Below are 16,646 nucleotides of genomic sequence, written 5' to 3' on the forward strand. Positions count from 1 at the left end.
AACATAGTGTGTTTTGCCTAGCTTTTAAGCCGACAGACACTATCTCTTATAATTAGCTCGCAATCTAATAAGCGAGATCCGGGTGCGACAGGTCTACCTTGTAATTGGTCAAGTAATAACAACATAGATTCACGACCAATTTGATAACGAGGTTGTTCCATCGTTGTCAGAGCAGGCTCGCTATAACGTGTAATATCAAGATTATCAAAACCAATCACAGAGAGATCTTTAGGAAGCTCTAACCCTAATTTTTTTGCCTGCCACATAACGCCAATTGCCATAATATCACTATGACAGAAGACTGCTGTCGGTGGCTCAGGTAAAGAAATCAGCTTTTTCAGACTTTCTGCACCGCTTTCATGGGTAAAATCACCACGAATAATATAATCTTCGCGCAAAGGTACGCCTGTTCTACGCATGGCTTGAATATAGCCTTGTAAGCGATAACGGCATAAAGGCATATCTTCAGGGCCTGTAATACAGGCAATACGCTTATGCCCCATTTGCTGTAAATAGTGTGTTGCTCTAAAAGATGCAGTGAGATTATCAATATGGACGGTAGGTAATTCGAGTTCAGGTGCAAATTCATTTGCCATGATCATCGGTGGTAAATTTTTCTGTTCTTCTTTGGAAACATCAAAAGGGATGTGTGAGCCAAGAAGTAACATACCGTCAATTTGTTTGGTAATAATAAGATTAATAAAGGCATTTTCATGTTTTTGCTGATGTTTACAATCACCAATTAACACAAGATAACCATGTTGTGCAGCGGTTTCTTCGATGCCACACACAACATCAGTAAAAAATGGATCGCTGATGTTAGGTACGATCACAAGGATCGTTTTTGACTCGTTACGCTTAAGGTTCTTTGACAGGTTATGTGGGTAATAGCCCACATCAAGAACAGCCTGTTCAACTTTCTGACGGGTTTGTGAGGATACTTTTTCCGGATTCATTAAAGTACGTGACACAGTTGCTGTGGACACGCCGGCTGCAAGGGCAACATCTTTCATTGTTGCTTGCGTATTATCTTTATTATTCTGTTGCAAACCCCATACCTCCCTTTTGGATGGTTTAGTTAAACGATTGCTTTTTTATTGCAAAAAAACCGCCAATATTCAAAAAAGGATTTTATCGACGGTTTTTAATTCAAGAAATATTCTAAATTGTTATTCTACCCGCTTTTTAAATAGATTCTGTTACCTAGTTTGCATAAAAAGTGTGATACCAATCGTTTTTATGAGGTAGTTCGCAAAATTGACAAATAGTCTTGGATGGCAACGAGTATTCGAGCGAAGTTGTACCCTCAACATAAGTCTGGCTAAAATACATTCAACTTAGTTGAAAACGACACTTAACAATCTGTTGGGTCGACATCAATATTCCATTTCACTTTTTTACTCTCAGGCAAGGCGACAATTTGAGGGTAAGTGATAGACATTAATTTTTGTAAATAACCCCGTGAAGGATGCTGGAGCAATAATTGCCAACGATAATTTCCACCTCGTTTAGCTTGAATTGCAGGAACGGGCCCCATTACCCACAAACTAGCGTCTCGCATTGGGTGTTGTTCAAAAAACTGTTTGAGTTGTCGCAAGAACTGAGGCGCACGTTGATTATTGTGATCTTCAGAGCGGATCATGATATGGCTAGAATAAGGTGGTAAAAAAGTTGCTTGTCGCTCCTGTAAAGCTTCTTTAGTAAAAGCATCATAACCTTTTTCTAATAGTGTCAGCAAAAGAGGGTGATCGGGTTGGTGAGTTTGTAAATATACCGCGCCTTGTTTACCTGCACGGCCAGCACGACCTGATACTTGTATATAAAGCTGAGCAAAGCGTTCGGCTGCACGAAAATCACTGGAGAACAGAGCGCCATCCACATCAAGTAAAGCCACTAAGGTGACATCGGGAAAGTGATGCCCTTTGGCTAACATCTGCGTACCGATAAGAATACGTGAGCCACCTTGGTAAATATCTTCAAGTTGTTGCTCTAAAGCGCCTTTGCGACTTGTTGTATCTTTATCAATTCGTGTCACTGGCGTATCAGGAAATAATTCACCAATCCCTTGTTCAAGTTGTTCTGTTCCTAATCCTACTGGCATTAAATTAGTTGAGCCACATTGTGGACATTGTGCAGGAATTCGTCGCTGACTATCACATTGATGGCAACGTAACATGCCATGTTTTTGATGGATCGTATAATAATGATCACAGCGAGGACATTCTGCTATCCAACCACATTCATGACATAACAATGCAGGCGAAAATCCACGGCGATTTAAAAAGAGCATCACTTGGTTACCTGCATTAAGGTGCTCTTTTATCGCTTTAATAAGGATTGGAGATAATCCCGTTGTCAGTGGTTGCCCTTTTAAATCTATTAAATGCTCTGTTGCTGGTTTTGCATTACCTGCACGTTGAGTCAGCGTGAGTTGTTGATATTTCTTTTGCTCAACATTAAAACTGGTTTCAATTGATGGAGTTGCGGTTCCCATTACGATAGGTATATTTTCTTGTTTTGCGCGGAAAACGGCGAGATCACGGGCATGGTAACGCCAACCATCTTGTTGCTTATAAGAGCCATCATGCTCTTCATCGATAATGATAATGCCAAGATGCTGAAAAGGGGTTAGAAGTGCCGAACGTGTGCCAATAATAATGGCATTATCACCTCGTTTTGCTCGTAACCAAACAGCTAAGCGTTCAGTATCATTTAATCCTGAATGAAGTACATCCACTGGGGCATTAAAGCGAGCTTTAAAACGACGAATTGTTTGAGGTGTTAAACCAATTTCAGGCACTAGTACCAGCGCTTGTTTACCTTGTGCGAGAATTTTTTCTAATACGCTCAAATAAACTTCAGTTTTGCCTGAACCTGTAATACCCAATAATAAAAAAGGCGAGAATTGATCTGCTTGCGCTGTGATTGCACCTACTGCAACCGCTTGTTCTGTGTTTAATTTAAAGCGTTCACCTTGAACAGCAAGACTATTGTGCCAGTGTATCGGAGCTGGTTGAATAGGACGGAGATCCACAAACTCTTTCTTTTTTAAGTTATTGAGTGTTGCTGTTGTGATCTCAAATTCATCAAGTTGATGGCGATATAAAGGTGTACGTCGAAGGACCGCTAATGCTTGTTGCTGTTTTTTCGCACCTTTTAAACTGTTGAGGTCGAGATTAACCCCTTCTTCTGTGGCGTACCATTGCCATAATGGTGTGAATTCTGCGGGTTTTCCTTGTCGTAATAAAATCGGCATAGCATGAAAAAGCACTTCCCCTAAAGGATAGTGATAATAAGCCGATGCCCAATTTAGCATATCCCATAAAACACCCGGAAAGAGTGTGTTGCTATCGAGGACTTCATCAATAGGCTTTAGCTTTTCGATAGGAAATTCACTGTGTGTACTGAGTCCTTTGACAATACCAAGAGAGCGGCGTTTATTACCAAAAGGCACGATCACCCGACTACCTACAACTGGCGCGTCGATCCCTTCCGGTAACAGATAATCAAAAGAGGAGAACAGTGGTACAGGCAAAATTACCTGAACTATAGTCATATCAGGGTTTCCGAGAGTTTTAGCGAAAAGATGACCTTAAGAATATCACAAAAAGTGTGCGGATTTCATTGCGCGTTTAGTGGATATTCTGTATGATCCGCCCCCTTTGGTAGATAAATTACCAAACACTTAATTTCAATCAACACGACGTGTGGTGTTCGGCTGTGGGCTGAATGGCGACACGGCCTTAGTAGAGGTTTTCCATGCAAAAAGATATCCATCCTAAATACGAAGAAATTACTGCATCTTGTTCTTGCGGTAACGTTATGAAAATCAACTCCACTGCAGGTCATAACCTGAATCTGGACGTTTGTGACAAATGCCACCCATTCTATACTGGTAAACAACGTGATGTTGCAACTGGTGGTCGTGTTGATCTGTTCAACAAACGCTTCAAAATTCCAGGCAGCAAATAAGATATTTGTTGTCACAAGATGTCAGCCTAGTCTGGCATCTTGCAGACAGTTCGGAATTGAAAAAAAGCCCAAAGTTTTTGCTTTGGGCTTTTTTGTTCGTGTTAATCAAGCAATAAATCAAAAATTGACGCTGATTAATACTCCCAAGTATCGGGATCAACCCCGCGCTGGCGCATTATTTCTTTTGCCTCTTCAGGGATTTCATCGTTACGTTCTTTACGTAAGTCTTCATCATTTGGGAGAGGCTGTCCGGTAAATGCGTGCAAAAATGCTTCACACAATAATTCACTATTGGTTGCATGTTTTAGGTTATTAACCTGACGGCGAGTGCGTTCATCAGTCAAAATTTTCAACACTTTCAATGGAATTGAAACTGTAATTTTTTTAACTTGCTCACTCTTTTTGCCATGCTCAGCGTAAGGGCTGATATATTCACCGTTCCATTCAGCCATGGATTACCTTAATTAATATCATTTAGTTGAAGTCAGAATAGGGTTAACCCACATTCTGATGGGCAATACCAGTTTATCATGACTTTTCTAAAACCACCGACTCTTCTGGCTGAAGGTGAGAGAAAAAGTAATAGCACTGGCGATATTCTTAATTTATGTATTATTCCATTACTTAATCTATCCGTAAAGGAGTTTAGATGGCTAGATGTATTGACGTCTTGGTGTCTAATTGGATATGCTGTTGTCGATTTCTCCACTTATCGCTGTGACAAGGTGCCTGTATGACGAAGAAAACAGCAACAATTGCTATCCATAATGGGCTAAATGAAGACACTCAATTTGGTTGTGTCGTACCGCCTATCTATCTTTCTAGTACCTATAACTTTTTAGAATTTAATCAGCCTCGCGATCATGATTATTCTCGTCGAGGTAATCCAACTCGCGATATGGTGCAAAAGGCATTAGCAGAGCTAGAAGGTGGAGTAGGGGCTGTTGTCACTAGCAGTGGAATGTCTGCAATTCATTTAATTTGCACCGTTTTTCTAAAACCTGGCGATGTGATTGTTGCACCTCATGATTGTTATGGGGGAAGTTATCGCCTTTTTAACAGTCAACAAGCGCGTGGTGCCTACCGTGTGATTTTTGTTGATCAAAATGATGATGTCGCACTTAAGCAGGCTTTAGCGCATCAACCCAAAATTGTTTTTATCGAAACACCAAGTAATCCTCTTTTAAGAATAACGGATATTCAAAAAATCAGTGAACTTGCTCATCAGCAAGGTGCTTTAGTGGTTGCTGACAACACCTTTATGAGCCCTGTTTTGCAAAAGCCATTAGCATTAGGAGCAGATATTGTTGTGCATTCATGTACAAAATATCTCAATGGACACTCAGATATTGTCGCAGGTGTTGTTATCTGTCAGTGTCAGAAACTGCTTGAGGAGCTAAGCTGGTGGGCGAATAATATTGGCGTCACTTCTGGTGCATTTGATAGCTATTTATTATTAAGAGGTATAAGAACATTAGTGCCTCGAATTCGACTTCAACAAGAAAATGCACAGGCATTAGTGGCGTTTTTACAAACACAGCCTTTAGTCGAAAAAATGTATTACCCCGCACTGGAGGATCATGTTGGTCATCAAATAGCAAAAAAACAGCAACAAGGTTTCGGTGCGATGTTAAGTTTTGAGTTAAAAGGGGGATTGGATGTGATTAAACTCTTTTTATCTCAATTAACACTCTTTACACTGGCAGAATCTTTAGGTGGGGTAGAGACCTTAATTTGTCACCCTGCCACCATGACACATGCAGGTATGTCAGAAGAAGCAAAAAAAATAGCAGGGATCAGCCCCTCATTACTTCGTATCTCGGTGGGTATTGAAGATAGTCAGGATTTAATCAACGATTTGCAAAGTGCGTTTGATGCAGCAACTAAAAGGTAACCATGGATCATGAGCGTAGTGGCGATTAAACAACAGGCGGAGCCGATTTGCCGTCAGTTACATAAATTCGGTGGTAGCAGTCTTGCGGACATAAAATGTTATCAACGTGTCGTGAATATCATGACAAACTATAGCCAACCTAATGACCTAATGGTGGTTTCTGCGGCGGGCTCGACGACGAATCAGTTGATTAGCTGGCTGAAACTTAGCCAAAGTGATCGTATTTCTGCCCATCAAGTTCAGCAAACTTTGCGTCGTTACCAGTTATCTTTAATTGAAGGGCTACTTTCAAAAGAGAATGCAGAATTACTCTCTCAAGCCTTTATTGCTGATCTTGAACGCTTAAGCTATTTGTTGGATAAACCGATTACAGACGCGACTTATGCAGAAGTTGTCGGTCACGGTGAAATTTGGTCTGCAAGATTAATGGCGAAATTGCTTACAGAGCAAGGTTTGCCTAGTGTGTGGTTAGATGCGCGTGAATTTTTATGTGCTGAGAGAGCTGCTCAGCCTCAAGTGAACGAAACTTTATCTCGTCCATTATTACAATCACTATTAGCTAAACATCCCGAAAGCCGTTTTGTCGTAACCGGTTTTATTAGTCGCAACCAACTAGGTGAAACGGTCTTATTAGGTCGTAACGGTAGTGACTACTCTGCAACACAAGTTGGGGCTTTAGCGGATGTCGGTAAAGTAACAATTTGGAGTGATGTTGCGGGTGTTTATAGTGCTGATCCTCGTAAAGTTAAAGATGCTTGTTTATTACCATTGCTGCGTTTAGATGAAGCGAGCGAATTGGCTCGATTAGCTGCCCCCGTTTTACATACACGTACACTTCAACCTGTTTCAGGCAGTAATATTGATTTGCAACTTCGTTGTAGCTATCAACCAGAACAGGGTTCAACTCGTATAGAACGTGTTTTGGCATCAGGAACGGGCGCTAAAATCGTTACTAGCCATGATGATGTTTGTTTGATTGAACTCCAACTTCCATCTCATCAAAACTTTGAACAAGTGGCGAAAGAGGTTGATGAATTACTTAAACGTGCACAAATCCGTCCTTTAGCTACTGGTGTTGATAAAGACAGCCAACTTTTACAGCTTTGCTATACCAGTGAAGTCGCTAATAGTGCATTAGATGTATTACAAGATGCGGTTCTACCAGGAAAGTTACATCTACGAGAAGGCTTCTCTCTAGTGGCTTTAGTGGGTGCGGGTGTCTGTAAAAATCCACTTCATTGTCATCGTTTTTATCAACAACTTAAAGACCAACCTGTTGAATTTATTTGGCATGCTGAAGATAACATCAGCTTAGTTGCAGTGTTACGTAATTATACCGAGCATCTACTGCAAGGTTTACATCAAACGCTATTTAGAGCTGAAAAACAGATTGGCTTAGTGCTGTTTGGTAAAGGGAATATTGGTTCACGTTGGTTAGAATTGTTTGCTCGCGAACAAGAGCCTTTGTCAGCACGTAGTGATTTTGAATTTATTCTTGCGGGTGTCGTTGATAGCCGTCGTAGTTTACTTGATTATCAAGGTATTAATCCAAGCCGTGCATTGGCTTTCTTTGATGAGGAAGCGACAGAGCATAATGAAGAGTCACTGTATCTTTGGATGAGAGCTCATCCTTATGATGATTTAGTGGTTGTTGATATTACAGCTAATGAGTCTCTTGCTACCTCTTATGAAGATTTTGCTAGCTACGGTTTTCATGTTATCAGTGCAAATAAGATTGCTGGCTCGGCTTCAAGTTTACGTTATCGTGCCACACGAGATGCCTTTTCTAAAACAGGTCGCCATTGGTTATATAACGCAACAGTCGGTGCGGGTTTACCGATTAATCATACGGTGCGTGATTTGCGTGAAAGTGGTGACACTATTTTATCAATTAGCGGTATTTTCTCTGGCACGCTCTCTTGGTTATTCTTGCAATTTGATGGCACAGTGCCTTTCAGTGAGCTTGTGGAACAAGCTTGGCAACAAGGATTAACCGAGCCTGACCCACGAATTGATTTATCAGGGCAAGATGTGATGCGTAAACTGGTTATTCTTGCTCGTGAAGCCGGTTATGACATCGAGCCAGAACAAGTCCGAGTTGAATCTTTAGTGCCTGTACAAGCTGAAACGGGATCGCTAGAAGAGTTTTTTGATAACAGTGCATTGATCAATGAACAAATGGCACAACGATTAGCTGCCGCAAATGAAATGGATATGGTATTACGTTATATCGCCCGTTTTGATGCTAATGGTAAAGCAAAAGTCGGTGTTGAAGCTGTGAGAAAAGATCACCCTCTTGCCTCGCTATTACCGGGGGATAATTTATTTGCGATTGAAAGCCGTTGGTATCGTGATAACCCTCTTGTGATCAGAGGGCCGGGAGCTGGCAGAGACGTGACCGCAGGCGCAATTCAGTCAGATTTAAACCGTCTTTCTCAGTTACTGTAATTTAATTTTTTCTCTTTTATAAAGATTATCAGCAGGTTATTTTTTGCTGATAATCTTTTGTCATTTTTGTGTCATATCACCCAATTTTTTTAAATTTTTTGGCTATACTTGAATTATCTCTAGTCACAAAGGAGCGATTGATGTCAAAAGTAGTAAGACAGATTGTCCCACTAAGAAATGAAATGACGGAGGTGAACCATCAAGCTAAAGAGAACTTTTGTCAGTAGCTCATGATGTGAAATTTAAGCGTCTTGAGTGGAAGTTGAAGTACGGTTACAACGTGTTTGAACGTTATTAAGAGTACAATTCGATTAACCACATTATTTACAACAGACAACTTAATTTACTGAAAGACAATTCGTTATTCTTAACTTAAAGCGCTGATATTCAGCGCTTTATTCGTTTTTATCTTATGAGAATCTTAATCGGAAATCGTGATCTAGTAAAAATGTAAAAAAGAATAAAAATAAGCGATGAAATAGAAACACGAGTTGTTATAGCCCCACCAGCGAAATTAGCTACAAATCAAAAAAATAGACCAGACAATTTATCAATATTAAAAAAAATCATCTAAATTTTTCGCCAGATAAATTTTCACGTATCACTCCCTTTCTAGTAAAAAACTCTTCGTAGTAGATAAGAAACGAAAAAAAGTCCTTATTCTTGCTAAAATTGAGCTAGAACAGTATGAATATTAGACATTCTTATAAGACTAAAGCCGTAATTAAATTTCAGAAAAATCCCCCAAAACGATTATTTTCTGATATGAATAGTAGGCTAAGTAAAAAAAGCAGTGTGGCTTATCACAAAAATCAAAATAAAGTCACATCAGAAATGAAAGTTAATTACACAACTGGGAGGACATGACTTTTCTAATAGGAAGAAGCATGTTGTTACCGCCACAAAGACAAGGTCAGGAGTCTTATGAATCAACAATATTCTGCTATGCGTAGCAATGTCAGTATGCTTGGCAAGCTACTTGGAGATACGATAAAAGAAGCGCTCGGTGAAGAAATTTTAGATAAAGTTGAATCTATTCGAAAATTATCTAAATCATCACGAGCGGGTAATGAAGTTCAGCGACAAAAACTGTTGCTGACGTTACAGAATCTCTCTAATGATGAATTATTACCTGTTGCTAGAGCATTCAATCAATTCTTAAACCTGACGAACGTGGCAGAACAATACCATAGCATTTCACCTCACGGTGAAGCAGCGAGTAATCCTGTGGCATTGGCAAAACTGATCACCAGACTAAAAGATAAGAATTTTACCGACGAGCAATTAAAAGAAGCGGTAGAGCAAATTTCTATTGAGCTGGTATTAACGGCGCACCCAACCGAAATCGCACGTCGTACACTTATTCATAAGCTAGTTGAGGTAAATACCTGTTTATCTCAACTCGACCACGATGATCTAGCAGATTATGAGCGTACTAATATTATGCGCCGTCTGCGTCAGTTAGTTGCCCAATCATGGCACACTGATGAAATTAGAAAAATTCGCCCAACACCTATTGATGAAGCGAAATGGGGATTTGCGGTTGTTGAAAATAGCTTATGGGAAGGTGTTCCTGCTTTTTTACGTGAATTTAATGAGCAGCTTAAAGAATCCATAGATTACAACTTACCTGTAGAAGCTTCTCCTATTCGTTTTACCTCATGGATGGGGGGAGATCGTGATGGTAACCCAAATGTGACGGCTGAAATTACACGCCATGCTTTACTATTAAGCCGTTGGAAAGCTGCTGATTTATTCTTAAATGATATTCAAGTTCTTGTTTCTGAGCTTTCAATGACAGAAAGTACACCTGAGCTGCGCGAGTTAGCAGGTGGTGCTGAAGTTGCAGAGCCATATCGTGAAATTGCTAAACAATTACGTACTCGCTTACAAGTCACTCGTGATTATTTAGAACAACGCATTAAAGGACAGCAATCTCTACCTCCTGAAGGGCTGTTAATTGATAATGCCCAACTTTGGGAACCGTTATACGCTTGCTATCAATCACTGACTCAGTGCGGTATGCGTATTATCGCTAATGGGCAACTGTTAGATACATTACGTCGTATCCGTTGTTTTGGCTTACAGCTAGTTAAGCTCGATATTCGCCAAGAAAGTACCAATCACACTGAAGCACTCTCTGAATTGACACAGTATTTAGAGCTTGGTGATTACGCGAGTTGGTCTGAAGAGCAAAAACAGACATTCTTACTTGAAGAATTAAGTTCTAAGCGCCCACTGATCCCAACTAATTGGCAACCAAGTGCAGCAACTCAAGAAGTATTTGAGACTTGCCGTGTGATTGCTGAATCACCTAAAGATTCTATCGCCTCTTATGTGATTTCAATGGCAAAAGTGCCTTCTGATGTATTAGCTGTAAAACTATTACTGAAAGAAGCTGGCGCGAATATTCGATTACCTGTTGCCCCTTTATTTGAAACGCTTGATGACTTAAATAATGCTGAAAGCGTAATGACCCGTTTGTTTGATATTCCTTGGTATCGAGATTTAATTGATGACAAACAAATGGTGATGATTGGCTATTCAGACTCAGCAAAAGATGCGGGTGTGATGGCAGCATCATGGGCACAATATCGTGCTCAAGACGCATTAATTAAGCTCTGTGAAAAATCAGGTGTGACATTAACACTATTCCACGGACGTGGCGGTACGATTGGTCGTGGTGGCGCGCCAGCACATGCAGCATTACTTTCTCAACCACCAGGAAGTTTAAAAGGTGGCCTGCGTGTGACAGAACAAGGTGAAATGATCCGCTTTAAGTTCGGATTACCACAAGTCACCATTAGTAGCCTTGCTCACTATGCAGGTGCAATCTTAGAAGCGAATTTATTACCACCACCAGAGCCAAAAGCGCCTTGGATTGAGGTAATGGATTCCTTGTCTGACGTTTCTTGTGCAATGTATCGTGACTATGTACGAGGACAAGAAGACTTTGTTCCTTACTTTAGAGCGGCAACGCCAGAAGGCGAGTTGGGTAAACTACCATTAGGATCACGTCCTGCAAAACGTCGCCCTACTGGTGGTGTTGAAACTTTGCGCGCTATTCCGTGGATCTTCGCATGGACTCAAAACCGCTTAATGCTACCTGCTTGGTTGGGTGCTGGCGCTGCATTACAACATGAAATTGATAGCGGAAAACAAGCGGTATTAGACGATATGTGTGAGAATTGGCCGTTCTTTAATACACGTATTGCGATGTTGGAAATGGTGTACGCTAAAGCGGATTTATGGTTGGCGGAATATTACGATCAACGTTTAGTTGAAGAGCGTTTATGGCCATTAGGATCTAAATTACGTCAACAGCTTTCCGATGATATTAAGAGTGTCTTAGCCATTTCAAAAGATGAGCACTTAATGGCAGATTTACCATGGGTTGCGGAATCTATTGCACTACGTAATGTGTATACAGATCCATTAAACGTACTTCAAGCTGAGTTATTGCAGCGCTCTCGTACTCATAGCGAGTCGGAACCTCGTATTGAACAGGCACTTATGGTCACTATTGCGGGTATTGCCGCAGGTATGCGTAATACAGGCTAGAGTCATCAATATTTAGAAATAAAAACAGCGCTTAATAACAGCGCTGTTTTTTATGTTTTATCTCTTATTTTTATCTCGGTTATCGGCTTTATTTTTTTGCTTCTTCATAAGATTCAATGGCTCTTATTCGTGCTTTTGCGTGATCAACAATGGGTAATGGATAATCGAGAGAATTATTAGTTTTTGCTGACCATTCGTGAGGGGTATGAATATATCGATTAGGCACATTGGCGAGTTCTGGAAGCCAATGGCGGATAAATTCACCATCAGGATCGAATTTTCGTCCTTGGGTGGTCGGATTAAAAATTCGAAAATAAGGTACGGCATCTGTTCCTGTTGATGCAGCCCATTGCCAACCCCCATTATTTGATGCGAAATCACCATCAATAAGTTGTGACATAAAATAACGCTCACCCCAACGCCAATCAATTAACAAATCTTTGATAAGAAAGCTCGCCGTGAGCATACGCAGGCGGTTATGCATCCAACCTGTTTGGTTAAGCTGTCGCATTGCTGCATCAATAATCGGAAAGCCTGTTAAGCCTTGAGTCCAAGCGTTAAATTCATCTTGTTCATTACGCCAATTAATTTTTTCTGTCCAAAGCTGAAAAGCAATGTGTTTGCATAAATTGGGATTTGCCACAATTAAGTGTTGGTAAAACTCTCGCCAAATAAGCTCGTTAAACCAAACAAATGCGCCTGATGCACTGTTTTCTAAGAAATCAGGTTCAGTTTGGTAAAGGCGATTAAAACATTGGCGAATAGATAACAGACCGACAGAAAGGTAGGGCGATAATCGGCTTGTGCCATCAACTGCCGGAATATCTCGCCATTTTGCATAATGTGGAACACTTTCATAGCAGAACTGTTTTAAGCGTTTAAGTGCTTCTTCTTCCTTGCCGACAAAAGAAGATGCGTTTGTATTTTCAAGTGAAAAAAGCGACGCTTTTAAAGGAGATACTGTTTCTTGATGTGCTCTTATTTCTGGGATAGGTAACGAAGCGTTATCTTGTGAAAAAAAGAGTCGTAAAAATGCATTTCTAAAGGGAGTAAAAACCTTATACATCTCCCCTTGTTGTGTGACTACATTACCCGGTGGAATAAACACATTGTCATGATAAGCATAAATGGTTGTTTTATTTTCTAGTAACTCAGTGACTTTTTTATCACGGCGTTGTTCATTAAGGGCATATTGGTGATTGAAAAAAAGCGCGGTAACTCGATGTTGTTGGCAATATTCAGCCACTTTATCAGCTGCATTTGAATAAGTATCACTAATCACTACTGTCAGTGGAATATTAAGTTTTGCCAGCGATATTGAAAGATCAAGTAAAGCATCATGAATAAACGCCTGACATGACAAAGCCATATTGTGAACTTTCCATTGTTCAGGCGTTACGGTGAAAAGAGCATGCACCTGTGCTTGTTTATCTTGGCAAGCGTTAAAGAGTGCCTTGTTATCCGTCACTCTTAAATCATTACGAAACCAGACTAAATGAACAGAAGACGGGTGCATGTAACCTCTCTTAGTCTAACTTAGGATGTTGATCGATTAGGGCTTGGCGTTTTTTCTGTAATGCTTCTATTTCTGCTTCAATATCTTCAACACGTTGTTCGATATTATCATAATGCTCAGACAGAATTTCTTTAGCTTCTGATTTATCCGATGCCGCAGGTGTTGCACCTCGTAAAGGTTTATTTGCGGTTTCGATCATCTTGATACCTGTTATCAAGCCGACAACAGCGACAATCATCAGGTAATAAGCAGGCATGTATAAATCACCGGTTGCTTCAACTAACCAAGCTGCCGCTGTTGGTGTTGCCCCTGCAATTAGTACCGAAATATTAAAAGCAATCGCTAATGCACTATAACGAATATGGGTTGGGAAAATAGCCGGTAAAATTGATGCCATAACCCCAGTAAAACAGTTGAGTAGAACGGCAAGAATTAATAGCCCTAAGAAAATTAAGCCGATTTCATCACTGTTAATCATCATAAATGCAGGGTAAGCAAGGATAAATAACCCAATGCTACCACCGATAACAAACGGTTTACGACCAATTTTATCACTCAGTAACCCAATAACCGGCTGTACAAACAACATACCTATCATAATCGCGATGATGATCAGTACACCGTGATCTGCCGAATAATTTAGGTTGTGAGATAAATAACTCGGCATATAAGTTAATAACATATAGTAGGTCACGTTAGTGGCAATCACCAAACCTACACAGACGGTTAAGCTTTTCCAATATTTTGATGCAATTTCACGTAATGACACACGAGGTGGATCTTGGATAGATTTACGGTCGTCGCTATTCATTTCATCAACGTGTTGTTGGAATGCTGGAGTTTCTTCTAGAGCATGACGTAAATATAAGCCGATAAGACCTAATGGTAATGCTAAGAAGAACGGGATACGCCATCCCCATTCATGAAATGCTGTTTCTCCAAGGATAGTAGAGATAAGCACAACAACACCTGCACCCATAACAAAACCAGCAATAGAACCAAAGTCTAACCAGCTTCCCATAAATCCACGTTTACGGTCTGGTGAGTATTCAGCAACGAAAATCGCCGCTCCTGAATATTCACCACCAATGGAGAAACCTTGTGCTAATTTAGCGAGTAATAATAAAATTGGAGCCCAAATACCGATGGTTTCATACGCAGGGATAAGACCGATGGCAAACGTACTGAGTGCCATAATAATGATGGTGACAGATAAAACTTTCTGACGACCAAATTTATCCCCTAACATCCCAAATACAACTCCCCCTAAAGGCCTTACCAGGAAGGGAACTGAGAATGTCGCGAGGGCTGCAATCATCTGTACTCCCGGAGATGCACCCGGGAAGAAGACTTGACCTAAGACATATGCAAGGAAGCCATAAACACCAAAGTCAAACCATTCCATGGCATTACCTAATGCCGCAGCGGTAATGGCCTTCTTGAGCTTACTATCATCAATAATAGTTATATCATTGATTTGTAGTGGTTTGTTTCTTTTTTTCTTCATTTTCATATTAAGTGACCTTTATTAAGGTATTTGTGATTTTTTTGTTTATCAATTAATTAAAAGAAATGAAGTGACTATTTGTTAGCGAGAAGAGTGAGTGATAAAAATTCACTAAAAAACAGCTTACTTCTACCAAATTGTAATAGTGGTATTAAGCTAATAGATAAGAGAATATTTATTAAGTATAGATAAGATTGAATAAGATATTAGGAAATTTTCTTTGTTGTTTTGATATAACAAAACAGAGCCTCTATGTATTAAAATGTGATCAATATCATAACGTAATTCTGCTTTTGTGTAAAATCTATGGCATTAGTGATTGTTAATTTGCGTTAAGTTAACTGGAAATACTAAGCGAGAAAATAAAAAACTAAATCAATTTTTTATTTTAATAACAATATGTTATGTCTGTTACTTGTTTCTTTTTGATATAGGCTAACGTATTTGTATGAGCATTGTGCATAATGCCAAGTCTGATAGATAAATAGCAAATAATAACACCTTATTTTACTTAATTATTTGAGAGAATAATTAAGATAGAAATGTGGATAATAGAATAGATCTCGCTATTCTTATTATAAGATTATATCAAGGTAGTTATGGGATATTACTACAGAGATATTAAAAGTAGCTAAGTGTTACCTATATTTAGAATAACAAATTATAAATTTAATAATTAACCGCGCATTTGTGCAGATTAACCCAGGTACCTCTATGAACATTAATCAACTGAAAAGCTTTGTTGAAGTCGTGAAAAATAATTTCAACATTACTAATGCGGCTGAAAAACTCTATACCTCACAACCGACAATCAGTAAGCAACTAAAAATATTAGAAGATGAATTAAGTGTGTCACTGTTTGTGCGTAAAAATAATAACTTATTAGCCTTAAGCCCGATGGGTAAAGAAGTTCATAAAATTGCTTGCGATATTCTTGGGCAGGTTGACCGAATCAAAAGTATTGTGGCTGAAGAAGATCGTAATAAAAAAGTCGATTTACATATTGCAACAACACATACTCAGATACGTTATTCATTACCTAATGTGATTGATCACTTTCGCCGCTACTACCCTAATATTTCTCTACATTTTCATCAGGGTGCACCTGCTCAACTAGCAGAGATGGTTAAAAATGGCGATGTGGATTTTGCTATCGCAACAGAATCTATGCACCTTTATGAAGATCTCATTACACTGCCTTGTTATCGTTGGACTCGTAGTTTATTAGTCCCTTATGACCATCCTCTTGCTTTATTGAAAGATGATGAGCAGGTTACTATCGAGCAAATGGCAGAGTATCCACTGATTACTTATGTTTTTGGTTTTACAAGGGGATCTAAATTAGACAAGGTATTTTATAAAAATAATCTTAAGCCTAAGGTGGCGTTAACAGCGACGGATACTGAGATTATTAAATACTATGTTAAGCGCCATTTAGGCATCGGTGTTATTGCGGCGGCCTCTTATGATGAGATGGAAGATGGTGGCGCATTAAAATGTATTAATATCGATCATTTAGTGCAACCGAGTTATACCCATATCTGTGTTAGTAAACATACCCATATGAAAGATTATATGCATGAGTTTATTTCTCTCTATGCGCCGCATATTGATAGAAATATTATTCAGATGCCAGATCAATGGGAAGCCCAATGGCACAGTAAAGAGGTATACCAAGGATTACCTGATTTACGTTCAGTGAATGTGAATAATAGCGTTGCAGAATAGACATCAAAATAAAAAAAGCC

11 protein-coding genes are annotated in these 16,646 nt (G+C 39.5%); 6 read left to right on the forward strand and 5 right to left on the reverse strand.

What is annotated here, in order from left to right; genetic code table 11:
- Positions 1-17: 17 nt before the first annotated feature.
- A complete protein-coding gene (gene cytR, locus C0T34_RS12985) occupies positions 18-1,049 on the reverse strand; it encodes a DNA-binding transcriptional regulator CytR (RefSeq protein WP_072064648.1) in 1,032 nt (343 codons plus the stop codon).
- Between the two features lie 305 nt (positions 1,050-1,354).
- Complete coding sequence (gene priA, locus C0T34_RS12990; RefSeq protein ID WP_109850281.1) at positions 1,355-3,556, reverse strand: primosomal protein N'; 2,202 nt, start codon at positions 3,554-3,556, stop codon at positions 1,355-1,357.
- Between the two features lie 203 nt (positions 3,557-3,759).
- On the opposite strand from priA, the gene rpmE reads away from it, so the two are divergent.
- A complete protein-coding gene (gene rpmE, locus C0T34_RS12995; RefSeq protein WP_006534140.1) occupies positions 3,760-3,972 on the forward strand; it encodes a 50S ribosomal protein L31 in 213 nt (70 codons plus the stop codon).
- A gap of 134 nt (positions 3,973-4,106) precedes the next feature.
- On the opposite strand, the gene metJ is transcribed toward rpmE, so the two are convergent.
- Entirely contained in the window at positions 4,107-4,424 is a 318-nt protein-coding gene (metJ, locus tag C0T34_RS13000) for a met regulon transcriptional regulator MetJ (RefSeq protein ID WP_006534139.1), read from the reverse strand.
- Positions 4,425-4,502: 78 nt separating this feature from the next.
- Between metJ and C0T34_RS13005 the strand changes: the two genes are divergently transcribed.
- From C0T34_RS13005 to ppc, 4 genes are all read left to right on the forward strand, one after another.
- Complete coding sequence (locus tag C0T34_RS13005) at positions 4,503-4,709, forward strand: hypothetical protein (protein WP_109402106.1); 207 nt, start codon at positions 4,503-4,505, stop codon at positions 4,707-4,709.
- Entirely contained in the window at positions 4,706-5,866 is a 1,161-nt protein-coding gene (gene metB, locus C0T34_RS13010) for a cystathionine gamma-synthase (RefSeq protein ID WP_109850282.1), read from the forward strand. The genes C0T34_RS13005 and metB overlap by 4 nt, the downstream gene beginning before the upstream one ends.
- A gap of 9 nt (positions 5,867-5,875) precedes the next feature.
- The gene (locus C0T34_RS13015) at positions 5,876-8,314 is read left to right on the forward strand and encodes a bifunctional aspartate kinase/homoserine dehydrogenase II (protein WP_098941441.1); all 2,439 of its coding nucleotides are present in this window, start codon (positions 5,876-5,878) and stop codon (positions 8,312-8,314) included.
- Between the two features lie 924 nt (positions 8,315-9,238).
- The gene (gene ppc, locus C0T34_RS13020; RefSeq protein WP_109850283.1) at positions 9,239-11,875 is read left to right on the forward strand and encodes a phosphoenolpyruvate carboxylase; all 2,637 of its coding nucleotides are present in this window, start codon (positions 9,239-9,241) and stop codon (positions 11,873-11,875) included.
- Positions 11,876-11,963: 88 nt separating this feature from the next.
- Here the strand turns inward: ppc and phrB are convergent, their stop codons facing one another.
- Both phrB and proP read right to left on the reverse strand, forming a co-directional pair.
- Positions 11,964-13,391, reverse strand: coding sequence for a deoxyribodipyrimidine photo-lyase (gene phrB / locus C0T34_RS13025; RefSeq protein ID WP_098941439.1), 1,428 nt, complete (start codon positions 13,389-13,391; stop codon positions 11,964-11,966).
- A 10-nt stretch (positions 13,392-13,401) separates the two neighbouring features.
- A complete protein-coding gene (proP, locus tag C0T34_RS13030) occupies positions 13,402-14,904 on the reverse strand; it encodes a glycine betaine/L-proline transporter ProP (protein WP_098941438.1) in 1,503 nt (500 codons plus the stop codon).
- Positions 14,905-15,612: 708 nt separating this feature from the next.
- On the opposite strand from proP, the gene C0T34_RS13035 reads away from it, so the two are divergent.
- Positions 15,613-16,626 (forward strand): LysR substrate-binding domain-containing protein, encoded by a 1,014-nt coding sequence (locus C0T34_RS13035; protein ID WP_109850284.1) that lies wholly within the window; start codon positions 15,613-15,615, stop codon positions 16,624-16,626.
- The last annotated feature ends 20 nt before the right edge of the window (positions 16,627-16,646 follow it).

Origin of the sequence: Proteus sp. CA142267 (assembly GCF_003336825.1) — a bacterium.
GTDB lineage: Bacteria > Pseudomonadota > Gammaproteobacteria > Enterobacterales > Enterobacteriaceae > Proteus > Proteus terrae.